At 71.4% G+C, this 20,939-nt stretch carries 21 protein-coding genes and 1 pseudogene; 14 read left to right on the top strand and 8 right to left on the bottom strand.

What is annotated here, in order from left to right; translation table 11 throughout:
- Positions 1-124: 124 nt before the first annotated feature.
- The 4 genes from uvrB to ACZ4YL_RS15980 all read left to right on the top strand — a co-directional run bounded on the left by uvrB (position 125) and on the right by ACZ4YL_RS15980 (position 6,174).
- Positions 125-2,281: an excinuclease ABC subunit UvrB gene (gene uvrB, locus ACZ4YL_RS15995; RefSeq protein WP_388276858.1), complete on the top strand. Its 2,157-nt coding sequence runs from the start codon at positions 125-127 to the stop codon at positions 2,279-2,281.
- A gap of 87 nt (positions 2,282-2,368) precedes the next feature.
- The gene (locus ACZ4YL_RS15990) at positions 2,369-2,947 is read left to right on the top strand and encodes a TerD family protein (RefSeq protein WP_030010820.1); all 579 of its coding nucleotides are present in this window, start codon (positions 2,369-2,371) and stop codon (positions 2,945-2,947) included.
- Positions 2,948-2,990: 43 nt separating this feature from the next.
- Entirely contained in the window at positions 2,991-4,952 is a 1,962-nt protein-coding gene (locus ACZ4YL_RS15985; RefSeq protein WP_468116964.1) for a TerD family protein, read from the top strand.
- A 238-nt stretch (positions 4,953-5,190) separates the two neighbouring features.
- Positions 5,191-6,174, top strand: a complete 984-nt coding sequence (locus tag ACZ4YL_RS15980; protein WP_468116963.1) for a TerC family protein — start codon at positions 5,191-5,193, stop codon at positions 6,172-6,174.
- Positions 6,175-6,203: 29 nt separating this feature from the next.
- On the opposite strand, the gene ACZ4YL_RS15975 is transcribed toward ACZ4YL_RS15980, so the two are convergent.
- Both ACZ4YL_RS15975 and ACZ4YL_RS15970 read right to left on the bottom strand, forming a co-directional pair.
- Entirely contained in the window at positions 6,204-7,520 is a 1,317-nt protein-coding gene (locus tag ACZ4YL_RS15975) for an MFS transporter (RefSeq protein ID WP_468117269.1), read from the bottom strand.
- A 243-nt stretch (positions 7,521-7,763) separates the two neighbouring features.
- A pseudogene (locus tag ACZ4YL_RS15970) lies at positions 7,764-7,949 on the bottom strand (MBL fold metallo-hydrolase); the annotation flags it as partial.
- Between ACZ4YL_RS15970 and ACZ4YL_RS15965 the strand changes: the two are divergent.
- The 3 genes from ACZ4YL_RS15965 to ACZ4YL_RS15955 all read left to right on the top strand — a co-directional run bounded on the left by ACZ4YL_RS15965 (position 7,878) and on the right by ACZ4YL_RS15955 (position 9,398).
- Positions 7,878-8,402 (top strand): recombinase family protein, encoded by a 525-nt coding sequence (locus ACZ4YL_RS15965; RefSeq protein ID WP_468117267.1) that lies wholly within the window; start codon positions 7,878-7,880, stop codon positions 8,400-8,402. The pseudogene ACZ4YL_RS15970 and the gene ACZ4YL_RS15965 sit on opposite strands and share 72 nt — an antisense overlap.
- Before the next feature lie 178 nt (positions 8,403-8,580).
- Entirely contained in the window at positions 8,581-8,745 is a 165-nt protein-coding gene (locus ACZ4YL_RS15960; protein ID WP_468116962.1) for a hypothetical protein, read from the top strand.
- A gap of 320 nt (positions 8,746-9,065) precedes the next feature.
- On the top strand, positions 9,066-9,398 hold the full coding sequence (locus ACZ4YL_RS15955) for a hypothetical protein (RefSeq protein WP_468116961.1): 333 nt from the start codon (positions 9,066-9,068) through the stop codon (positions 9,396-9,398).
- A 151-nt stretch (positions 9,399-9,549) separates the two neighbouring features.
- Here the strand turns inward: ACZ4YL_RS15955 and ACZ4YL_RS15950 are convergent, their stop codons facing one another.
- Entirely contained in the window at positions 9,550-9,849 is a 300-nt protein-coding gene (locus ACZ4YL_RS15950; protein WP_468116960.1) for a DUF6342 family protein, read from the bottom strand.
- A gap of 430 nt (positions 9,850-10,279) precedes the next feature.
- On the opposite strand from ACZ4YL_RS15950, the gene ACZ4YL_RS15945 reads away from it, so the two are divergent.
- Together ACZ4YL_RS15945 and ACZ4YL_RS15940 are read left to right on the top strand one after the other, a co-directional pair.
- On the top strand, positions 10,280-10,501 hold the full coding sequence (locus tag ACZ4YL_RS15945) for a hypothetical protein (RefSeq protein WP_468116958.1): 222 nt from the start codon (positions 10,280-10,282) through the stop codon (positions 10,499-10,501).
- Positions 10,502-10,617: 116 nt separating this feature from the next.
- The gene (locus ACZ4YL_RS15940) at positions 10,618-10,779 is read left to right on the top strand and encodes a hypothetical protein (protein WP_468116956.1); all 162 of its coding nucleotides are present in this window, start codon (positions 10,618-10,620) and stop codon (positions 10,777-10,779) included.
- A gap of 64 nt (positions 10,780-10,843) precedes the next feature.
- Here ACZ4YL_RS15940 and ACZ4YL_RS15935 read toward each other — a convergent pair whose 3' ends face one another.
- Positions 10,844-11,497, bottom strand: coding sequence for an MBL fold metallo-hydrolase (locus ACZ4YL_RS15935; protein ID WP_468116955.1), 654 nt, complete (start codon positions 11,495-11,497; stop codon positions 10,844-10,846).
- Positions 11,498-11,506: 9 nt separating this feature from the next.
- Positions 11,507-12,196 carry a maleylpyruvate isomerase family mycothiol-dependent enzyme gene (locus tag ACZ4YL_RS15930; protein ID WP_468116953.1) on the bottom strand — a complete coding sequence of 230 codons (690 nt, stop codon included), beginning with the start codon at positions 12,194-12,196 and terminating at the stop codon, positions 11,507-11,509.
- A gap of 187 nt (positions 12,197-12,383) precedes the next feature.
- On the opposite strand from ACZ4YL_RS15930, the gene uvrA reads away from it, so the two are divergent.
- Positions 12,384-15,365: an excinuclease ABC subunit UvrA gene (uvrA, locus tag ACZ4YL_RS15925; protein WP_468116951.1), complete on the top strand. Its 2,982-nt coding sequence runs from the start codon at positions 12,384-12,386 to the stop codon at positions 15,363-15,365.
- Between the two features lie 87 nt (positions 15,366-15,452).
- Here the strand turns inward: uvrA and ACZ4YL_RS15920 are convergent, their stop codons facing one another.
- Positions 15,453-16,103: an NAD(P)-dependent oxidoreductase gene (locus tag ACZ4YL_RS15920; protein WP_468116950.1), complete on the bottom strand. Its 651-nt coding sequence runs from the start codon at positions 16,101-16,103 to the stop codon at positions 15,453-15,455.
- Between the two features lie 66 nt (positions 16,104-16,169).
- Here ACZ4YL_RS15920 and ACZ4YL_RS15915 point away from each other — a divergent pair, with 66 nt between their 5' ends.
- Positions 16,170-16,775 (top strand): TetR/AcrR family transcriptional regulator, encoded by a 606-nt coding sequence (locus ACZ4YL_RS15915; protein ID WP_468116949.1) that lies wholly within the window; start codon positions 16,170-16,172, stop codon positions 16,773-16,775.
- On the opposite strand, the gene ACZ4YL_RS15910 is transcribed toward ACZ4YL_RS15915, so the two are convergent.
- Positions 16,765-17,646 carry a carbohydrate kinase family protein gene (locus ACZ4YL_RS15910; protein ID WP_468116948.1) on the bottom strand — a complete coding sequence of 294 codons (882 nt, stop codon included), beginning with the start codon at positions 17,644-17,646 and terminating at the stop codon, positions 16,765-16,767. The genes ACZ4YL_RS15915 and ACZ4YL_RS15910 overlap by 11 nt on opposite strands.
- A gap of 120 nt (positions 17,647-17,766) precedes the next feature.
- Here ACZ4YL_RS15910 and ACZ4YL_RS15905 point away from each other — a divergent pair, with 120 nt between their 5' ends.
- On the top strand, positions 17,767-18,198 hold the full coding sequence (locus ACZ4YL_RS15905; RefSeq protein WP_468116946.1) for a Rieske (2Fe-2S) protein: 432 nt from the start codon (positions 17,767-17,769) through the stop codon (positions 18,196-18,198).
- Between the two features lie 44 nt (positions 18,199-18,242).
- On the opposite strand, the gene ACZ4YL_RS15900 is transcribed toward ACZ4YL_RS15905, so the two are convergent.
- Positions 18,243-19,175: a hypothetical protein gene (locus tag ACZ4YL_RS15900; RefSeq protein ID WP_468116945.1), complete on the bottom strand. Its 933-nt coding sequence runs from the start codon at positions 19,173-19,175 to the stop codon at positions 18,243-18,245.
- A gap of 228 nt (positions 19,176-19,403) precedes the next feature.
- Between ACZ4YL_RS15900 and ACZ4YL_RS15895 the strand changes: the two genes are divergently transcribed.
- Complete coding sequence (locus tag ACZ4YL_RS15895; protein ID WP_468116944.1) at positions 19,404-20,012, top strand: papain-like cysteine protease family protein; 609 nt, start codon at positions 19,404-19,406, stop codon at positions 20,010-20,012.
- A 5-nt stretch (positions 20,013-20,017) separates the two neighbouring features.
- Positions 20,018-20,809, top strand: coding sequence for a hypothetical protein (locus ACZ4YL_RS15890; protein ID WP_468117265.1), 792 nt, complete (start codon positions 20,018-20,020; stop codon positions 20,807-20,809).
- Positions 20,810-20,939 lie beyond the last annotated feature (130 nt).

Genomic DNA, 20,939 nt, shown 5'->3' with positions numbered 1-20,939 from the left:
GCCACCGAACTACGACAAACGGACCAGAACGAATGACAGTGGCCCGGGCGGCCGGGAGCGTCCGGAGCGCGCCGCCGGCCCGTGGGGGCGCGTGAGTGTCAGTGGGGGGTCGTACGGTTGACCCATGCGGCCCGTATCGAAGATCGAACGCACGGTGGCGCCTTTCGAGGTCGTCAGCCCCTACCAGCCCAGCGGCGACCAGCCGGCGGCCATCGCCGAGCTGGAGAAGCGCATCCGTGCAGGTGAGAAGGACGTCGTCCTGCTGGGTGCGACCGGCACCGGCAAGTCGGCGACGACCGCCTGGATGATCGAGAAGCTCCAGCGCCCCACCCTGGTCATGGCGCCGAACAAGACGCTCGCCGCCCAGCTGGCGAACGAGTTCCGCGAGCTCCTGCCGAACAACGCCGTCGAATACTTCGTCTCGTACTACGACTACTACCAGCCCGAGGCCTACGTACCGCAGTCGGACACGTACATCGAGAAGGACTCCTCGATCAACGAGGAGGTGGAGCGGCTGCGCCACTCGGCGACCAACTCGCTGCTGACCCGGCGCGACGTGATCGTCGTCGCCTCCGTGTCCTGCATCTACGGCCTCGGTACCCCGCAGGAGTACGTCGACCGGATGGTCTCCCTCAAGGTGGGCGAGGAGACGGACCGCGACCAGCTGCTGCGCCGCTTCGTGGACATCCAGTACACGCGCAACGACGTCGCCTTCACCCGCGGCACCTTCCGGGTGCGCGGGGACACGATCGAGATCTTCCCGGTCTACGAGGAACTGGCCGTCCGCATCGAAATGTTCGGCGACGAGATCGAGGCCCTCTCCACCCTGCACCCGCTGACCGGCGAGGTCATCAGCGAGGACCGCGAGCTGTACGTCTTCCCCGCCAGCCACTACGTCGCCGGCCCCGAGCGCATGGAGAAGGCGGTCCGCGGCATCGAGGCGGAGCTGGCCGAGCGCCTCGCCGAGCTGGAGAAGCAGGGCAAGATGCTGGAGGCGCAGCGGCTGCGCATGCGCACCACGTACGACCTGGAGATGATGCGCCAGATCGGGTCCTGCTCCGGCATCGAGAACTACTCGCTGCACATGGACGACCGCGAGCGGGGCTCCGCGCCCAACACCCTCATCGACTACTTCCCGGAGGACTTCCTCCTGGTCATCGACGAGTCGCACGTCACCGTGCCGCAGATCGGTGCCATGTACGAGGGCGACGCCTCCCGCAAGCGCACCCTGGTCGACCACGGGTTCCGGCTGCCGTCCGCCCTGGACAACCGGCCGCTGAAGTGGGAGGAGTTCCAGGAGCGCATCGGCCAGACCGTCTACCTGTCGGCGACCCCCGGAAAGTACGAGCTCTCGCGCGGCGACGGCTTCGTCGAACAGATCATCCGCCCCACCGGCCTCATCGACCCCGAGGTCGTGGTCAAGCCCACCGAGGGGCAGATCGACGACCTGGTCCACGAGATCCGGCAGCGGGTCGAGAAGGACGAGCGGATCCTCGTCACCACCCTCACCAAGAAGATGGCCGAGGACCTCACGGACTACTTCCTGGAGCTCGGCATCCAGGTGCGGTACCTGCACAGCGACGTGGACACCCTGCGCCGCATCGAGCTGCTGCGCGAGCTGCGGGCCGGTGAGTACGACGTCCTGGTCGGCATCAACCTGCTCCGCGAGGGCCTCGACCTGCCCGAGGTGTCCCTGGTGGCGATCCTCGACGCCGACAAGGAGGGCTTCCTGCGCTCCGGGACCTCCCTGATCCAGACCATCGGCCGCGCCGCGCGCAACGTGTCCGGCCAGGTCCACATGTACGCGGACAAGATGACCCCGGCGATGGAGAAGGCCATCGACGAGACCAACCGGCGCCGCGAGAAGCAGATCGCCTACAACACGGCGAACGGGATCGACCCGCAGCCGCTGCGCAAGAAGATCAACGACATCGTCGCCACCATCGCCCGCGAGGAACTGGACACCGAGGAGCTCCTCGGCACCGGATACCGGCAGGCGAAGGACGGCAAGGGGGCCAAGGCCCCGGTCCCGGCGCTCGGCGGCCGGACGGCCGCGGGCAAGACCGGCGGAAAGGGTGCGAAGGGGGCGAAGGGGGCGGCGGGTGCCGAGGTGCTCACCGACCGGCCCGCAGCCGAACTGGCCGCGCTCATCGAGCAGATGACCGAGCGCATGCGCGGGGCGGCCGCCGAGCTCCAGTTCGAGGTCGCGGCCCGGATCCGGGACGAGGTGGGCGAGCTGAAGAAGGAGTTGCGGCAGATGAAGGAAGCGGGCCTCGCCTGACCGGGAGCCGGTCAGTAGGGTTGGGTCTCAGCCGCAGGTACATGCTGCACGCCCGTCATGGGGCGGGCCAGGGAGAGGGGACAGTACGTGACGGTCAACATGACCAAGGGTCAGGCCATCAGTCTGCAGAAGGCGGACGGAGGCACGCTGACCGCGGTCCGTATGGGCCTCGGCTGGCAGGCGGCCAAGCGCCGCGGACTGTTCGGCTCGCGGACCCGGGAGATCGACCTCGATGCCTCGGCGGTGCTCTTCGCCGACAAGCAGCCCGTCGACGTGGTCTTCTTCCGGCACCTGCAGAGCGACGACGGCTCGGTGCGCCACACCGGTGACAACCTCGTCGGCGGCGTCGGCCAGGGCGGGGACGACGAGGCGATCCTCGTCGACCTCCAGCGCGTGCCGGTGCACATCGACCAGATCGTCTTCACGGTGAACTCCTTCACCGGCCAGACGTTCCAGGAAGTGCAGAACGCGTTCTGCCGCATCGTCGACGAGACCAACGGCCAGGAGCTGGCCCGCTACACCCTCGACGGCGGCGGCCAGTACACCGCGCAGATCATGGCCAAGGTGTCCCGCTCGGGCGCCGGCTGGCAGATGACGGCCCTCGGGAACCCGGCCAACGGCCGCACCTTCCAGGACCTCATGCCGGCGATCCTGCCGCACCTGTAGCAGTACCGGACAAGAGAAGAAGGCGCGGGGGAGGGGCTGCACGATGACGGCCGAACTGGTCCGGGGGCAGAACCACCCCGTTTCCCAGAGCCGGGTGGAGATCAGGGTCTCGGCGGGCACGCCCGTGCTCACCCTGGCCTCGCTCGCCGACGAACAGGGCCGGTTCGCCGGCAACGGGATACTCGCCCACCCGGGCGCCAGGTCCCTCCCCGGCGTCGAGTCGCCGGGCGAGCTCGCCGAGCGGCACACCTTCACCGTCGACCTCGACGAGGTCGCGGCGGACGTCCACCGGCTCGGTGTGCTGCTCGTCCTCCCGCCCGGCGGCCCGGTCCGCTTCGGCGCGGTACCGGCCTCCTACGTGGCCGTGGCCGACCCGGGAGGCGCCGAGCTGGCCGGTTACACCCTGACGGGGCTCGACGCCGAGACGGCCGTCGTCGCCCTGGAGCTGTACCGGCGCCAGGGCGCCTGGAAGGTCCGCGCCGTGGGCCAGGGCTACGCCGACGGCCTCGGCGCCCTGCTCGCCGACGGCGGGCTGCCCGCGCCGGCCGCCGCAGAGCTGGCCGCCGCCGCGCTCGGCACGACCCCCCGTACCGCGGGGGCCGACGCCACCCTCGCGACCATGCCGACCCTCGTCGGCGACCTGCGCGCCCCGCAGACCCCGGCGCAGGCCCCCGCGCCCGCCCCCGAACCGCCGGACCCGGTCCCCGCCTCCGGGCACCCGTACGCCGGTACGCCCGGACCCGCGCCCGGTGGCGACAGCGCGGGCTCCCCGCCCACCATCAGCTACGCCCACCCGCGGCGCCGCCGCACCAGCACCGAGCCCCCCGAGCCCGCGCCGCGGGCCGCCGCGCCGCAGGAACCCGGACAGCACCCGCGGCCCGTCGCCGGGGACGCCAGCGGCTGGTCCATGGAGGAGCGGCTCTACAACCAGGTCTGGGGGATGTTCGAGGACCTGGCCCGCACGGTCGCCGCCTACCGCAGTGCCGTCGAGTTCGCCGACTCCCGCATGGACCGCGAGCTCGACGAGGCCCTGTCCGACCCGCGCCACCGCCTCGGCGGCTCCGGGAACGCCGCCCGCGACACCGCGCGGGACCGCCGCGAGGAGCTCGTCGCCCAGGCCCAGGCCGTCCTCGACCGGGACCTGGCCCAGCTGATCGCCGAGTCGGAGGTGGTGGAGCCCGCGCTGCCGGCCGCGTACGCCCGCTGGGACAACCCCGTCTGGCACGGTCACCGCACGCCCGAGGAGAGCCCGCTGGCCCTGCGCCTCGGGGACCTGCACCTGCCCGAGCGGCCCGATCTGCGCATCCCCATGCTGAGCCGGGTCCCGCTGGAGCGCGGACTGTGGATCGACAACGGCCGCACCGGCTCCGAGGCCGCGATGACCATGGACACCGACCGGCTGCGCCGCGCCGCCATGGACATGGCCGTCGCCCTGGCGGTCCGGCTGCTCGCCGTCCACCCCGCCGACCGGTTCTCCGTGCACGTCATCGACGCGGCCGGAGCCGGATCCGCCTCCCTGGCGCCGCTCGTACGCGCCGGGGTGCTGGCCGGCCCGCCCGCCGCCGGGGCCACCGGGGTCACCCAGACCCTGGCACGGCTGACCCGGCGGGTGGACCTCGTACAGATGGCGCTGCGGGCCGGCGCCCCCGAGGACCTGCCGGCGGACGTGGACACGGCCGACCAGCTGCTGATCGTGCACGACTTCCCGCACGGCTTCGACGACCGCGCCGTCACCCAGCTGCGCTACCTCGCCGACGAGGGCGCGGCGGTCGGCGTGCACCTGCTGATGGTCGCCGACCGCGACGAGGCCTCGGCCTACGGGCCGCTGCTCGACCCGCTGTGGCGCTCCCTGATGCGGCTTTCACCGGTGCCCGACAACCACCTCGCCGACCCCTGGGTCCATCACGCCTGGACCTTCGAACCGGACCTGCCCCCGCAGGGGAGCAGGGTCCTCGACCAGGCACTGGACCGGGTGGCGGAGGCCCGGCGCACTACCCGTCCGTGACCATTCTTTGGTGTTCCCTTTACCTTTACCGCCCTCGGCGGGTAAGCTCGTCCGTGCGGAGGGGAGTATTCCTGCTTTCCTGCTACGGCGTACCCGTCAATACGGACCACTGCGGTGAGATGAACGCGGTCGGTCCCGGGGCGTCGGCCCACGGCCTCCAGGCCGCCCGGGTGGAAGAGACCTCCGGCAGCGATGACGCTGACGAAGTGCTGAGCCATCCGCCGGAGGCGTGTTCACCATGGAAGTTTCCTGGGCCCTGTGGGCTGCGACCATTCTTGGTCTGTCCCTCCTCATCGGTGCCGATTTCTTCATCGGCCGCAAACCGCACGATGTGTCGATCAAGGAAGCCGGCACCTGGACGGTCGTCTGGATCGTCCTCGCCGGACTCTTCGGCCTCGGCCTGTGGTTCTTCGGCACCCCCCAGGCGTCACAGGAGTTCTTCGCGGGCTTCATCACCGAGAAGTCGCTGAGCGTCGACAACCTCTTCGTCTTCGTCCTGATCATGGCGAAGTTCGCGGTGCCGTCCCACCTCCAGCAGCGCGTGCTGCTCATCGGCGTACTGATCGCCCTGGTCCTGCGTGCGGTCTTCATCGCCGCCGGCGCCGCGATCATCGCCAGCTTCTCCTGGGTCTTCTACATCTTCGGCGCGTTCCTGATCTACACCGCGTGGAAGCTGATCCAGGAGGCCCGCAAGGACGAGGACGACGAGGAGTTCGAGGAGAACCGTCTCCTCAAGTCCGTCGAGAAGAAGTTCGGCGTCGCCGACCGCTATCACGGCACTAAGCTCTTCATCGTCGACAACGGCAAGCGCGTGCTGACCCCGCTGATGGTCGTCATGCTCGCCATCGGCACCACCGACGTGCTGTTCGCCCTGGACTCCATCCCCGCGATCTTCGGCCTCACCCAGGACCCGTACATCGTCTTCACGGCCAACGCCTTCGCGCTGATGGGTCTGCGCCAGCTGTACTTCCTCATCGGCGGTCTGCTGAAGAAGCTGGTCCACCTCAGCTACGGCCTGTCGATCATCCTGGGCTTCATCGGCGTCAAGCTGGTGCTCCACGCCCTGCACGAGAACGGCGTCCACGTCCCGGTGATCTCGATCCCGGTCTCCCTCGGCGTCATCTGCGGTGTCCTGGTCATCACCACGATCACCAGCCTGATGGCCTCGAAGAAGCAGGCGGCGGCCGAGGCCGCCGCCCGCCCGGAGAACGTCGACGCGTAACCGGATCGAAGGATCCGGATCCGCAGGATCTACACGGGGGCGGCCGCTTCGGCCGCCCCCGTCTCCGTCGCCCGGCCCGCGGCCGCCCGCTTCGACACGACCGCCGGAACGGTCTCCGGCAGCAGCGCGAAGCAGACCAGGCTGACCAGGGCGATCCCGGTCAGGTACAGCGCGACACCCCACGGCGGACCGGAACCGTCCGCCAGCGCCGTCGCCACGATCGGGGTCAGCGCCCCGCCCAGCACACCGCCCAGGTTGTAGCCGACGGCCGCGCCCGTGCAGCGGATCCGCGGCGCGTACAGCTCGGGCAGGTACGCGGCCACCACCGAGAACATCGTCACCATGCCCAGCAGCGCACCGGTGAAGCCGACCGTCATCAGCAGCGGATCGGCCGTCCGCAACAGCGCCACCAGCGGGAACATCCACACCGAGCAGATCGCGCACCCGATCAGGCACAGCGGCCGCCGCCCGTAGCGGTCGCCGAGCACCGCGATCAGCGGGGTCACCATTCCCTTGATCGCGACCGCGATCATGATGCAGGCCAGCATCGCCGTGCGGCCCACCGAGAGGTGCTCGGTGGCGTAGGCGAGGGACCAGGTGGTGACCGCGTAGAAGACGGCGTACCCGACGGCGAGCGCCCCGCCGGTCAGCAGGAGCAGCCGCCAGTGGCCGCGGAACACCTCGGCCAGCGGGGCCTCGGCCCGCCGGTCCGTCGCGGCGAGCGCCCGGAACTGCGGGGTCTCCTCCACCGAGCGGCGCAGCCACAGCCCGGCCAGGGCCAGCACCCCGGCCGCCCAGAACGGCACCCGCCACCCCCAGGCGGTGAACTGGGCATCGGTCAGCGACGCGGACAGCCCCAGCATCAGGCCGTTGGCGAGCAGGAAGCCCACCGCAGGGCCCATCTGCGGGAAGCTCGACCACAGTCCGCGCCGCCGCTCGGGGGCGTGCTCGGCGGTCAGCAGTACGGCGCCGCCCCACTCCCCGCCCAGCCCGAGGCCTTGCAGGAAGCGCAGCAGGAGCAGGAGTACGGGCGCGGCCATGCCGATCGAGCCGTACGAAGGCACGCAGCCGACGGCCACGGTGGCGAGGCCGGTGAGCAGCAGGGAGGCGAGCAGCACCGGGCGCCTGCCGTAGCGGTCGCCGATGTGGCCGAAGACCGCCGAACCGAGCGGGCGGGCCAGGAAGCCGACGCCGAAGGTGCCGAAGGCGGCGAGGGTTCCGGCGAGCGGGGAGAAGGAGGGGAAGAAGAGCGGGCCGAGCACGAGGGCGGCGGCCGTCCCGTACACGAAGAAGTCGTAGAACTCGATCGCGGTCCCGGCGAGCGAGGCCGTGGCCAGCCGCAGCATGCCGGGCCCGGCGGAGCCGTCGGCTTCGGCGGGCGGGGCCTCGGGCGGCGTGGCGGAGGAAGGGGCGGGGAAAGGGGCGGGGGGAGCGCCGGGGGAGGCCTCGGGGGCGGAGGAGGCCAGGGGCGGGGACGGGTCGTGTGGCATGCCGCACCAGATACCCGTTCCCCGCCCCTCAGGACGTGGGTCCGGCCGTAAGCGACCGGAAGGAGTGCTTCGCGTCTCGAAGTTGACGCGTTGCGGTGCCTACCAGCCGCGCTCGCGCCATTCGGCCAGGTGCGGACGCTCGGCGCCGAGGGTGGTGTCGTTGCCGTGGCCCGGGTAGACCCAGGTCTCGTCCGACAGCTGCTCGAACAGCTTGTGCTCGACGTCGTCGAGCAGGCTGGTGAAGGCCTTCGGGTCGTCGTGCGTGTTGCCGACGCCGCCCGGGAAGCCCTAGGGTCCTGTCCCGGGAACACTCTGACCCTCCCGCGCCGTACCGTCGCCTTCCTGTACGCCCGGATCTCCGAGGATCCCCGCGACCGCCGACGGGGCGTCAACCGGCAGCTGAGCGACCTGCGTACGTTCTCCAAGGAGAACGATTGGGAGATCGACCGCGAGTACGTCGAGAACGACGTCTCCGCCCATTCGGGCGAGGAGCGTCCCGAGTACGACCGGCTGATGGCCGACGCCATCGAGGCCGCCCGGGAGCCGGGTGTTCGGGTCATCGTGGTCGGATACCACCCGTCACGAGTCTGGCGGCGCCGTGTCGAGCGGGCGCAGGCCATCGAGGACCTGCGTCACGCGAAGTGCTGGGTGGCTTTCGAGTCGGGCGGCCTGTTCAACATGGCGAAGGCGTCGGACCGGTCGCAGCTCGCCAACCTCGGCGGCCCTTGCCGCCCTTGAACGCGCGGAAGGGCTGAAGGCGCGCCAGGAGGCAGCCGCCGACGACTACGCGGACGGGATCATCACCCGGGAGCAGCTACGGCGGATCACGGCGAAGCTGGCGAAACAGATCACGGACGCGCAGAACGAGGCGCGCAGGTTGCGGCCGGCCTTCGACCTTGACGCGTTCAAGGGCCTCGTGGGGCCGCGATCCGCGGAGACGTGGAAGACGCTCCTGGTGCCGCAGAAGCGGCGCGTCCTGGACGGCCTGGGACTGCGGTTCAGGGTGAACCCGGTGACGCGGCGCGGCCCGGGCTTCGATGAGACCACCATCGACCTCCGGCGGGCGCGTAACGGCGACTGAGGTGCAGGTGCCGACGTGGCCCCGGGCGTCCCGAGGGCCACGTCGTCGTTTCGTGGGGGGATGAGGGCGGTCGGGCTGCTTTACAGCGGCGGCTGGACAGGGCTTTCGGTCCCGGGCCGGAGGCTGCTCGCGGCATCGTTCTACAGCGCCGGGCTGCTGCCCCGTGCCGATCAGGGGGACGGGGCAGCGCTCGTGACCCGTGTTAAGAACACGTGGAAGCCCACCTCACGGGGCGTGTCCCACCTCGAAGAACGCGAGTCCGCCCTACTGGCTCTCGCCGCCGAGCAGTCCTACTCCACTCCGCAGGCTGGGAGCAGTACGTGACCGAATCCCGCACCAACACCACCCGCACCCGCCCGTGGGGACCGTGGAGGGAGGCCGGCCCGTACGCCTCAACCGCCGAGCACGCAGGCCCGTGGAAGGCCGAGCGCGGCCGGCTCCCGCACTACGCCGTCAGCTACCGGGAGTGGTGGACGTGCCTCGCCTGCCCGCTGGACGGCTGCGACTGGCACCACGACGACCGGCACGACGCCCCGGCGGCTCCGGCCGTGCTGGAGGCTCTGGTGCGCGAGCACGTCGCCGGGCACGACCTGGCCGACGTCCTCGGCTCCCTCACCGCCGCGCGGGATGCCAAAGCCGCAGCGAGGAAGTGATCGCCGGCCCTCTGGACGTGCCGGGCACGGAAAGGGCCCGCCGACCGTGACCGGTCGTACGGGCCCTTGTGCTGTGCAGGTGGGAGACGGAAGGGCTCACGCGGTGACGTGGCCTCGTCGCCCGCTACAGGGTTGCTGCGGGAGGACCGTCCTAGTAGCCGAGGTCCTTCTGCTCGGTAATCAGGCGGCCGGCGATATGCAGGTTCCCGTCGGAGTCGAGTACCGCGATGATCTTCTTCGTCGAGCCGTGGTGGGTCGTGAAGTAGATCTTGTCCGCCTCCTGCGAGGTCGAGTAGTTCGTGTTAACGGACAGCTCGATGCTGACCGGGGAGCTGATGAGCACGTCCTTCTTGGGCGAGCCCGGGTAGACCTGGTTCTCCCGCAGCTTGATACGGCCGTGGGTATCCCCCTCGTCCCAGTCCGACGCCACTCCGAGATCGATGTCAGCCATGCGACTTCCCCCTTGGGATCCGGTGGATGAGCCTCTGTCATCGGGCCGTTACGGGACGCCCGAAGCCATGACGGAACTTATACGGACAGTTGGAGGTCCGTAACTGGGAGTTCCGTGCGTGGCCGGATATCCACTCAGGTAGGCCGGAACCGGCGTTAACCGTTACCGGCCTCATGCGCGGGGCGCCGACCCGGTGGCGCTGCAGTTGTCCGCCGCCCTCGTCGGGCATGAGGACCACCAGGCCGTGCGCGACCTACTCGGGTCCGACGTTTACCGCCAGCCCGCCGGACCCTGACAGAACCTGCGGAAACCCTGACATTCCGAGGGCCCGATGCCCCCACGTCTACGACCGGTGGATCAGCCTCGGCGTCCGGCACCCCGACGGGTTGGTGCAGGTGCGAAGGGGCGGGAGCGGTCTGAGGGTGGAGGCATGGACTCCACCGCGAAGCTGATCGTGTACCCGCCCGACGAGAACGGATGGCGCTGGGTCCGCTACGACGGCGTGGCCATCGGGGTGGCGCACCGGCCCTCCGACATCAGGGTCTTTCTCGCCGCGGCCGGCATGGAGGACGCCGAGGACGTCGACCTGACCGACCCGGCGTTCGTGGAGTGGCGGGGCGCCGGCCCTGAGGGCTGGGACCCCTCCCCGTAGGTCCGCCGAGGATCACGGCCCGCTACGCCGCCTCCGCGGGTTGTCTTGGCTGATACCCGCCCCCACCCGCCCCGGGACCGGGCACTCTGGCGGCCGGAGTAACCGGGGAGGATCACGTGCACTTCGCGTTCGTGTGCTGGTGCTGCGGCGCCGACTGCACCGTGTGGGGCAAGCCGCGCGGCTTCTGGACGGAGCTGTTCGAGGTGCCTGGCGAATGGGACTGCTGGAACTGCGGGGCGACCAACGAGACACCCGAGCCGCCTTGGACACCCGCATGACCGGGCGATACAGAGGCGGCCGCCCCCGCTTCGATGTCGGCGGGGGCGGCGGTGGTCGCTAGGGTTACCAGCCTCGTGCGCGCCACTCCGCGAGGTGGGGGCGCTCGGCGCCAAGCGTGGTGTCGTTGCCGTGGCCCGGGTAGACCCAGGTCTCATCAGGCAGGACGGCGAACAGCTTGGTCTCGATGCCGTCCATCAGGCTGTTGAACTCGTCGGGCTGTGTGGTCCGGCCAGGACCGCCCGGGAAGAGGCAGTCGCCGGTGAACACGTGCGCGTGCCCGTGCGGGTCGTCGTAGATCAGCGCGATCGAGCCGGGGGTGTGTCCGACCAGGTGGCGGGCGGTCAGCGAGACCCGTCCGACCGTGACCGTGTCCCCGTCGGCGACCGGGACGTCCGTCGCCACCGGGATGCCCTCGGCGTCGAGGGCGCCCGCGTAGGTGCGCGCACCGGTCGCCTCGACCACCTCGGCGAGCGCGCCCCAGTGGTCGCCGTGCCGGTGCGTGGTGACCACGGACGTGATGCCGTCGTCGCCGATCAGGCTGAGCAGGGTGCCCGCCTCGGCGGCCGCGTCGATGAGCAGCTGCTCGTCGGTGGCGCGGCAGCGCAGCAGGTAGGCGTTGTTGTTCATCGGGCCCACCGCGACCTTGGAAATCATCAGGTCCGCAAGTTCGTGCACGTCGGCGGGACCGCCGACCTTGACCTCTCCGGTGTACGTCATGTCTTGATCCTAGAGCGGGGGGAGCCCGGGGAGGGGGCCGCCCGAGGTGGTCAGGGAGGCGCCCTTGTCGCCGCGGCCGGCCAGCCAGGCCAGCAGCCCCGCGGCGGTGCCGGACACGGTCACGGCGGGATCCCCGGCGGAGCCGGTGCGCCAGCTCCGGCCGTCGGTCGCGACGAGGGCCACCGGCGGCACCTCGGGGCGCCCGGACCAGCGGTCGGCGAGGAAGACGATCTCGCGCTCGGTGAACTCGTCCGGGAGGTCGGTGAGCTCGTAGCCGATGTTCAGGTCGACGTGGTGCAGATCGGCCTCGACCCAGCGCCGGAAGGGCACGTTGGATGCGAGGTCGGTGATGCCGTTGCGCAGCTCGACCGTGCGCGTCCAGTCCTGGTCGGGCTCCGTGGTGGCCATGAAGCGGGCCGCGGAATCACGGAGGTCCGTCAGGTGTTCTTCGAGGGGCCGGCCGGCGTCGCGCTCGATGTCCGCGTCGCGGGCGGCGGCGCTCTCGTACATCGGGCGTCCCTCGAAGACGTTGACGAGCGCGTCCGCGTTGCGTGCGAGGTGGGCCAGGATGTGGCCGCGGGTCCAGCCCGGGAGGTGTGACTCCTCGGAGAGGGCTGCGTTGTCCAGTTTCGCGACAGCGGTCAGCAGCCGGTCCGTGGCTTCACGTACAGATCGCAGGTCGTGCACATGATCAGTCATGACGGCGAGCCTAGTGGCTCACCCGGCCCCGCCACACGATTGGGTGAAGCGGTCTGCGGAGTGCCGTAAATCGAATGTGCGTGCTATACGCTCGGAAGTCCAAGGACCCAGTCCATCGCAGAGGCGCCCCCCATACCCTGGGACGGGGGCCCGTGCCCCCGCTCTCTCAAGAAAGGTGCGGACCGGCGTGACCGACCGTCTCATCGTTCGTGGCGCTCGCGAGCACAACCTGAAGAACGTCTCGCTCGACCTGCCCCGCGACTCACTCATCGTCTTCACCGGACTCTCCGGGTCGGGCAAGTCCTCCCTGGCCTTCGACACGATCTTCGCCGAGGGCCAGCGCCGCTACGTCGAGTCGCTCTCGTCGTACGCCCGCCAGTTCCTCGGGCAGATGGACAAGCCCGACGTCGACTTCATCGAGGGCCTCTCCCCGGCCGTCTCGATCGACCAGAAGTCGACCTCGCGCAACCCGCGCTCGACCGTGGGCACCATCACCGAGGTCTACGACTACCTCCGCCTCCTCTTCGCCCGCATCGGCAAGCCGCACTGCCCCGAGTGCCGCCGCCCCATCTCGCGCCAGTCGCCGCAGGCGATCGTCGACAAGGTGCTCGCGCTTCCCGAGGGCAGCCGTTTCCAGGTGCTCTCGCCGCTGGTGCGCGAGCGCAAGGGCGAGTTCGTCGACCTCTTCTCCGATCTCCAGACCAAGGGCTACAGCCGGGCGCGGGTGGACGGGGAGACCATCCAGCTCTCCGAGCCGCCCACGCTGAAGAAGCAGGAGAAGCACACCATCGAGGTGGTCATCGACCGCCTCACCGTCAAGGAGAGTGCCAAGCGCCGGCTCACCGACTCCGTGGAGACCGCTCTCGGCCTCTCCGGCGGCATGGTGATCCTGGACTTCGTCGACCTCGCCGAGGACGACCCGGAGCGTGAGCGGATGTACTCCGAGCACCTCTACTGCCCCTACGACGACCTGTCCTTCGAGGAGCTGGAGCCGCGCTCCTTCTCCTTCAACTCGCCCTTCGGCGCCTGTCCCGAGTGCACGGGTATCGGTACCCGCATGGAGGTGGACCCGGAGCTGATCATTCCGGACGAGGACAAGTCCCTGGACGAGGGCGCGGTCTCGCCGTGGTCGCTCGGCCACACCAAGGACTACTTCCAGCGGCTGATCGGCGCGCTCGCCCAGGAGCTGGGCTTCCGCACCGACATCGCGTGGGCCGGGCTGCCGGCACGCGCGAAGAAGGCCCTGCTGTACGGGCACAAGACGCAGATCGAGGTCCGCTACCGCAACCGGTACGGGCGGGAGCGGGCGTACACGACGGCCTTCGAGGGCGCCGTGCCGTTCGTCAAGCGGCGGCACGCGGAGTCGGAGAGCGACGCCAGCCGTGAGCGCTTCGAGGGCTACATGCGCGAGGTGCCCTGCCCGACCTGTGAGGGCACCCGCCTCAAGCCGATCGTGCTCGCCGTCACGGTGATGGAGAAGTCCATCGCCGAGGTCGCCGCCATGTCGATCAGCGAGTGCGCGGACTTCCTGGGGCGGATGCGCCTCGACGCCCGGGACAAGAAGATCGCCGAGCGGGTCCTCAAGGAGGTCAACGAGCGGCTCCGCTTCCTCGTGGACGTCGGTCTCGACTACCTCTCGCTCAACCGGGCCGCCGGCACGCTGTCGGGCGGCGAGGCCCAGCGCATCCGGCTCGCCACCCAGATCGGCTCCGGTCTGGTCGGCGTGCTCTACGTGCTGGACGAGCCGTCCATCGGTCTGCACCAGCGGGACAACCACCGGCTGATCGAGACCCTGGTGCGGCTGCGGGACATGGGCAACACGCTCATCGTGGTCGAGCACGACGAGGACACCATCAAGGTGGCCGACTGGGTCGTGGACATCGGTCCGGGCGCGGGTGAGCACGGCGGCAAGGTGGTGCACAGCGGGTCGCTCAAGGACCTGCTGAAGAACACCGAGTCGATGACCGGGCAGTACCTCTCGGGCAAGAGGTCCATCGAGATCCCGGACATCCGCCGGCCCGTGAACGGGGAGCGCAAGCTGACCGTCCACGGCGCCAAGGAGAACAACCTGCGGGACATCGACGTGTCCTTCCCGCTGGGTGTGCTGACGGCCGTGACCGGTGTGTCGGGTTCGGGCAAGTCGACGCTGGTCAACGACATCCTCTACACGCACCTGGCGCGTGAGCTGAACGGCGCCCGCTCGGTGCCGGGCCGGCACACGCGGGTCGACGGCGACGACCTCGTCGACAAGGTCGTGCACGTCGACCAGTCGCCGATCGGCCGCACCCCGCGGTCCAACCCGGCCACCTACACCGGTGTCTTCGACCATGTCCGCAAGCTGTTCGCGGAGACGATGGAGGCGAAGGTGCGCGGCTATCTGCCGGGCCGCTTCTCCTTCAACGTGAAGGGCGGCCGGTGCGAGAACTGCGCCGGTGACGGCACGATCAAGATCGAGATGAACTTCCTGCCGGACGTCTACGTCCCGTGCGAGGTCTGCCACGGCGACCGGTACAACCGCGAGACGCTGGAGGTCCATTACAAGGGCAAGTCCATCGCGGAAGTCCTGAACATGCCGATCGAGGAGGCGCTGGGCTTCTTCGAGGCGGTGCCGACGATCGCGCGTCACCTCAAGACGCTCAACGAGGTCGGGCTGGGCTACGTCCGCCTCGGCCAGTCCGCGCCGACCCTGTCGGGTGGTGAGGCGCAGCGCGTGAAGCTGGCCTCCGAGCTCCAGAAGCGGTCGACGGGCCGGACGGTCTACGTACTGGACGAGCCGACCACGGGTCTGCACTTCGAGGACATCTCGAAGCTGATCAAGGTGCTGTCGGGGCTGGTGGACAAGGGGAACTCGGTGATCGTCATCGAGCACAACCTGGACGTCATCAAGACCGCGGACTGGGTCATCGACATGGGCCCGGAGGGTGGCTACGGCGGCGGTCTGGTGGTCGCCGAGGGCACGCCGGAGGCGGTGGCCTCGGTGGGCGCCAGCCACACGGGCAAGTTCCTGCGGGACATCCTGGGCGCTGACCGGGTGTCGGACGCGGCGGCGTCTCCGGTACGGGCCCCGGCGAAGAAGGCCCCGGCGAAGAAGGCGGCGGCCACCAAGGCCGTCGCCGCGAAGAAGGCGGCTCCGGCCAAGAAGGCGACGGCCCGGGCGCGCAAGGCGTAGCCGCCGAGCCGCGATCGGGTTCGCGTACGGGTTGGCGTACGACGGGAGGGTCCGGCCCATGGCCGGGCCCTCCCGCGTTCGCTCCGCTCAGGAGGCGACGCCCACCGCGTGGCCCGCGCAGGCCGGGTCCGTCAGGGTGGCCAGGAGGGCGTTCGCGACGTCCGCGCGCGGGATGACCCGGCCGCCGCGCACGTTGGCGTCGATCGCGCGCCGGTAGGTGCCGGTGCGGGGCTTGTTCTGCAGCATCGGCGGCCTGACGACCGTCCACCGCGTCCCGCTCGCGGCCATCGCCGCCTCCATGTCCGCGAGGTCCGCGTACAGGTCCCGCAGAAGTCGGCGCAGCAGCGGGTAGACCACGGCGCGGGTGAACATCCCCTCGCCTTCCGGCAGCGGGCCGACGGGTGCGGCGCTCACGGCCGACAGCGGCCGCACCCCCGCCCGGTCCATGGCCGAGGTGATCGCTCTCAGGGCCGGGCCCGCGATGGGCTTCGCCTTCGCCTGCTTGTTGTTCGCCGCGCCCAGCGCCGAGACCACCGCGTCCCGCCCGCTCACCACGGACAGCACCGCCTCGACGTCGGTCACATCGGTCACCGTGGCCACGTGGAGCCGCTCATGGGCGGGAACGGAAAGCCGCGAAGGGGCCCGCACGACCGCGGTCACCTCGTGCCCCGCGTCGAGTGCCTGCCGGACGACCTCGCGGCCCACGCCGCCGGTGGCCCCGAACACCGTGATCTTCATCGTCATTCCCCCGCGACGAGAGGTGGGTGAGTATTTACTCACCCCTGATTCCGCTAGGGTGAGTGAATGCTCACCTCGAAGTCAAGCCGCCCCACCGCCGAGCGGCTGCTGGACGCCGCCGAGAAGCTGATGCGCACCGCCGGGCTGGCGAGCGCCACCACGAAGGCCATCGCCAGGGAGGCCGGGTGCTCGGAGGCCGCGCTCTACAAGTACTTCGCGAACAAGGAAGAGCTGTTCGTGCGCGTGCTGATGGAACGCACTCCCAACGCCGGCCCGCTCATGGCCGCCCTGCAGGCCGGTCCGGGGGAGCGGGGCGTCGAGGAGACGCTCGCCGGGATCGCCCGGCACGCCTCGCTCTTCTACGCCGACGCCATGCCGATGGCCGCCTCGCTCTTCGCCGACCCCGCGCTGCTCACCCGCCACCGCGAGGGCGTCCAGGAGGTCGGGGCCGGACCGCACGTGGTACTGGACGCGCTGGCCGGCCGACTGCGGCGCGAGCTCGACGCCGGCCGGCTGAGGCCCGACGCCGATCCGCGGGCCGCCGCGGCCCTGCTGCTCGGCGCCTGCTTCCAGCGGGCCTTCTTCCTGCACTTCTCCGGGGCCCACGTGGTCCAGCCCGTCGAGGAGTTCGCCCCGGCGGTGGCCCGCACCGTCTGGGCCGCTATTCGCTGAGCTCCGCCGCGTACGGCGGCTCCGCACCCGCCCGCGTGCAGGTCAGGGCCGCCGCGTGGGCGGCGTGGGCCAGGACCTGCGGCCAGTCGACCGGTCCGCCCGGTGCGAGGGTGAGCCGGTGCAGCAGGGCGGCGTTGACGGTGTCGCCCGCGCCGATCGTGTCCACCACCGCCACCGGACGGGCCGCCGCCGCGTACTCCCCGCCCTCCCGGGTCCAGGCCGTCAGGCCCGCCGCGCCCCGGGTCAGCACCACCGCCGACGGTCCGGCGGCCAGCCAGTCCCCGACCCGGCCGCCCAGCCAGGCCGCGTCCTCCTCCGACAGCTTGAGGACGCCCGTGTGCGGAAGCAGCCGCTCCAGGAAGCGTGCGCGGTACGCCGCCGGGTCCGCGATCAGCGCCGGCCGGATGTTGGGGTCCAGCAGGGTCAGCACCCCGCGCCGGGACTCCCGGCGCAGCAGGGCCTCGTACGCGCTCGCGCCCGGTTCCAGGACCAGCGAGCAGGTGCCGAGCGCGAGGGCCCGTACCCCGTCCGGGAGAGCGGGCGGCAGCGTGAACAGCCGGTCCGCGGTGCCCTCGACGTAGAAGCCGTACGAGGCCGAGCCGTCCGGGGCCAGTGCGGGCACGGCGAGCGTGGTCGGCTCCGGTCCGCGCTGGACCAGCGACAGGTCCACCCCGGCGGCCCGCAGCCCGGCCAGCAGGCTCTCGCCGAAGCCGTCCGAGGAGACCCGGGAACAGAAGGCCACCTCGGCGCCGAGCCGGCCGAGCGCCAGCGCGGTGTTGTACGGTCCGCCACCCGGCCGTGGCAGCAGCGCCCCGGGCGGCCGCGCCACGGGCACCAGGTCGATGAGGGCTTCTCCGCCGACGACGATCACGCGGGGGAAGCTACCTCATGGGACGGAGGTATCGTCGGGTGGGCCGGTGCCCCGGCCGCGTTCCGGCCGCGCCCCGCCCCCGCACCCCTTCCCCACGTGCCCGCACCCCAGGAGAACCGCATGTCCGCGCCGCAGTCGCCCGCCCGCCGTACCGTCCTCAAGGGCGCCGCCGCGCTCGCCGGGGCCGCGGGCGCCGGAGCGACCCTCGCGGCCTGCTCCACCGAGACCGGCAGCGGAGGCAACACCCCCGCCACCCCCACCGCGCCGGTGGACCTGGGCGCCGCGGCCGATGTCCCGGTGGGCGGCGCGAAGCTGTACCGGGAGAACAAGCTGATCGTCAGCTGCCCGGCGGAGGGCCAGTACAAGGCCTTCAGCGCGCAGTGCACGCACGCCGGCTGCGTCCTGGACAAGATCGTCGAGGGCGAGGGGAACTGCCCCTGCCACGGCAGCCGCTTCGACGTGAAGACCGGCAAGGTCCTGCGCGGTCCGGCCGCCGCCCCGCTCCCCGCCGTCCCGGTCCGGGCCGAGAACGGCAAGCTCGTCGCGGGCTGACCCGCGCCCCCGCCCGCGCCCGGGACCGGGACCGTACCCGGACCTCAGTCCCAGTCCCAGGCGATCCCGAGGATCCCGCGCCGCACCGACTGCTCCACCAGGTGGACCGCCCGGTGCCGGCCGCTGGGTGTCAGGTCCACGAGGCCGGTGCGCGGGGCCTCGGGCCCGCCCCGGGCGAAGCGCCGGCAGCGCACCGGCAGGGCCGCCTCGTCGAAGCCGACCTGGAGCATGTACTGGCCGCCCGCGTAGCTGAACCCGCGTACGTACTCCCCGCTGCGGGCTCCGGTGCCGTCCTCGATCCCGTAGCCGAAGACGTGGGTGTCCCCGCGCCGCAGCCGCGCGTCGAAGAGCAGCTCGGCGACCACCACCCCGGACTCCGGATGGCACCGCACCCGGCCCGTGCGGCAGTTCTCGTACGCCGTCACGCGCATCCGGGACACGTCGCAGCCGGGGTCGCCGTGGTGGACGGCCAGGTAGCGGTCGACGCCGTCGCGGTGCGCCCGGACGATCTGCTGCGACTCGCGGACCCGCAGCTCACCCGCCGGTCCGATGCGGACCCGCTCGTGGTGGCCGACCGAGTGCAGCCCGCCGTCCGGCGGGAGGTCCATCCCGTCCAGCAGCTGCTCCACCGTCCCGCCCAGGCTGAACAGGGCCCGGTACGAGCGGGTGGGCGGGCGCGCGGACCCGGGGCCGGGATCCTCGGCGGCCAGCAGGCGCAGGAGGGCCCCGTCGGGCAGTTCCAGGATCCGCTCCAGGGCGGTGACCGCCCGCAGCGACTCCGGGTGACGCGGCCGCCGGGCGCCCTGCTGCCAGTAACTGAGGCTGGTGACACCGAGCTTGATGCCCTGCGCCGCCAGCCGGTGCTGCACCCGGTGCAGGGGCAGGCCACGCGCGGCGAGGGCGGCGCGCAGGGCGAGGTGGAAGGGGCCGCCGCGCAGCAACTGGCCGAGTTCCGCCGTGTCCTCGGTCGGTCGCATGGCGACTCCTTCGTGAACGTTCACACGGGCCGGCGCGGGGGATCGCGGCGGCGGCTCCGGGGGACCAGGTGACACGGCAGCAACCGTTCACACCGCAGCCCCACCGTTCACACAGCAATGTCACCGCGTATTGAAGCGTGTTGACCTGATCGCGACAACTCCCCGATGCTCCTGAACAGCGTCCGGACGCGCTCCTCCACCCCCACACCCCACATCGGGAGGAACGCGATGCGCAACCGAAACCGGCGGCACTCCCCAGCCGCCTGCGTCACCGCCGTGCTCACCGCTCTGCTGTTCACCCTGCCCCTCGGCGCCGGCACCGCCGCCGCTGCCGAGGCCGGCACCGATTCCGCCCTCGCCACCAAGCGCCTGAACATCACCATGCAGGCCCAGACGAAGACCAACTGGTGCTGGGCCGCCGGCGGCAACACGATAGCCACCTGGTTCGGCCGGAACTACAGCCAGAACCAGTTCTGCAACGCCGCCTTCAACCGCCAGCAAGGCAGCGAATGCCCCAACAATCAGGCCACCCTGGGCAACGTCCAGACCGGACTGCGCTGGGCCGGCATCAACCCCGGCTCGTACGTCAGCGGCTGGCTCCAGTACTCCACCGTCCAGACCGAGATCAATGCCGACCGGCCGATCGAGACCCGCATCCAGTGGTCGAACGGCGGAGGCCACATGCACGTCGTCTACGGCTACGACACCGCGAGCAACTGGGTCTACTGGGGCGACCCCTGGCCCTCCAGCGACCGCTACAACTGGGCCTCGCACTCCTGGTACGTGAACAACAGCACCTTCTCCTGGACCCACTCCCTCTACCGGATCGGGGCGTGACCACCATGACCCCGCGCGCCACCGCCGCCGCAGCCGCGGTCCTCGCCGCCACCGCCCTCCTCGGCCTCGCCCCGTCCGCCGCCGCGGCTCCCGGGAGCCCGGTGCCGCAGCCCCAGGCCGCCACCGCCGAGAACAAGGCCGCCGCCGTGCAGGCGGCCACCGCCCCCGACACCCTGGCCACCCTCTCCCGCTTCTTCGCCCGGGAGGGCAAGATCTCCCTCACGGCCGCGCAGCCCCGGATCGAGGGCGAGGCGATACCGGTCAACCACCTCTCCCCGGAGTTCGTCGCGGGCAGGGCGGGCGCACCCGTCGCCCGCCTGGAATTCCTGGCCAGCAAGGCCGTCTCCGCCGACGGACAGCAGGCCGCGCTGTGGACCGCGCGGACGGAGGCCGGATGGGAGGTCGTGAACATCGCCACCGGCGACGACGAGTTCCGCTACGCCCGGCTGGGTGCGGAGAAGCTGCCCGGCGGGACGGTGTTCCGGGAGCCGCAGATCGACGCCTGGTACGTGGCCGGAGGCAGCAGGGTGCTGCCGCTGGACGAGGACGCGGTGCGGGCCGTGGGGGCCGGGGGGACGAGCCTGGCCGCGTACCGCGTGCGCGTCGCTCGGGCGTACGGGGACAAGCTGCCCGGGTCCGCCTACGCGGAGTCCGGCGAGGCCGGCGGGTACGCGGAGGGCATCGCGCCGGCCGTGGGGACTCCGGTCCCGGTGGTCGCCGCGGGTGGGGCGCTGGTGCTCGGCGGGGCCGGTGTGCTGCTCGCCCTGCGGCGGCGGCGCCGGGTGGCCGGGGCGTAGCCCTCGCGGGGCCCGGCCGTCCGCCAGGCGGTCGGGCCCCGCAGGCCGCAGGGGCTCCGCCCCCGGACCCCCGCGCCTCAAACGCCGGCGGGGCTGAAGAGGCGCCTCAAGCGCCGGCGGGGCTGGATCT

It is taken from the genome of Streptomyces sp. NPDC030021, from assembly GCF_055574035.1.
Note: the sequence above shows the minus strand (reverse complement) of the source record. Positions and strands in the feature narration are given on the sequence as shown.

What these genes read in the sequence shown, in the direction of transcription:
- ACZ4YL_RS15985 (WP_468116964.1), top strand. Translation starts at nt 2,991, where the DNA reads ATGACGGCCGAACTGGTCCGGGGGCAGAACCACCCCGTTTCCCAGAGC.
- ACZ4YL_RS15900 (WP_468116945.1), bottom strand. Translation starts at nt 19,175, where the DNA reads ATGCGACCGACCGAGGACACGGCGGAACTCGGCCAGTTGCTGCGCGGC.
- ACZ4YL_RS15905 (WP_468116946.1), top strand. Translation starts at nt 17,767, where the DNA reads ATGTCCGCGCCGCAGTCGCCCGCCCGCCGTACCGTCCTCAAGGGCGCC.
- ACZ4YL_RS15980 (WP_468116963.1), top strand. Translation starts at nt 5,191, where the DNA reads ATGGAAGTTTCCTGGGCCCTGTGGGCTGCGACCATTCTTGGTCTGTCC.
- ACZ4YL_RS15930 (WP_468116953.1), bottom strand. Translation starts at nt 12,196, where the DNA reads ATGACTGATCATGTGCACGACCTGCGATCTGTACGTGAAGCCACGGAC.
- ACZ4YL_RS15945 (WP_468116958.1), top strand. Translation starts at nt 10,280, where the DNA reads ATGGACTCCACCGCGAAGCTGATCGTGTACCCGCCCGACGAGAACGGA.
- ACZ4YL_RS15950 (WP_468116960.1), bottom strand. Translation starts at nt 9,849, where the DNA reads ATGGCTGACATCGATCTCGGAGTGGCGTCGGACTGGGACGAGGGGGAT.
- ACZ4YL_RS15975 (WP_468117269.1), bottom strand. Translation starts at nt 7,520, where the DNA reads ATGCTGCGGCTGGCCACGGCCTCGCTCGCCGGGACCGCGATCGAGTTC.
- ACZ4YL_RS15935 (WP_468116955.1), bottom strand. Translation starts at nt 11,497, where the DNA reads ATGACGTACACCGGAGAGGTCAAGGTCGGCGGTCCCGCCGACGTGCAC.
- ACZ4YL_RS15895 (WP_468116944.1), top strand. Translation starts at nt 19,404, where the DNA reads ATGCGCAACCGAAACCGGCGGCACTCCCCAGCCGCCTGCGTCACCGCC.
- uvrB (WP_388276858.1), top strand. Translation starts at nt 125, where the DNA reads ATGCGGCCCGTATCGAAGATCGAACGCACGGTGGCGCCTTTCGAGGTC.
- ACZ4YL_RS15890 (WP_468117265.1), top strand. Translation starts at nt 20,018, where the DNA reads ATGACCCCGCGCGCCACCGCCGCCGCAGCCGCGGTCCTCGCCGCCACC.
- ACZ4YL_RS15915 (WP_468116949.1), top strand. Translation starts at nt 16,170, where the DNA reads ATGCTCACCTCGAAGTCAAGCCGCCCCACCGCCGAGCGGCTGCTGGAC.
- ACZ4YL_RS15920 (WP_468116950.1), bottom strand. Translation starts at nt 16,103, where the DNA reads ATGAAGATCACGGTGTTCGGGGCCACCGGCGGCGTGGGCCGCGAGGTC.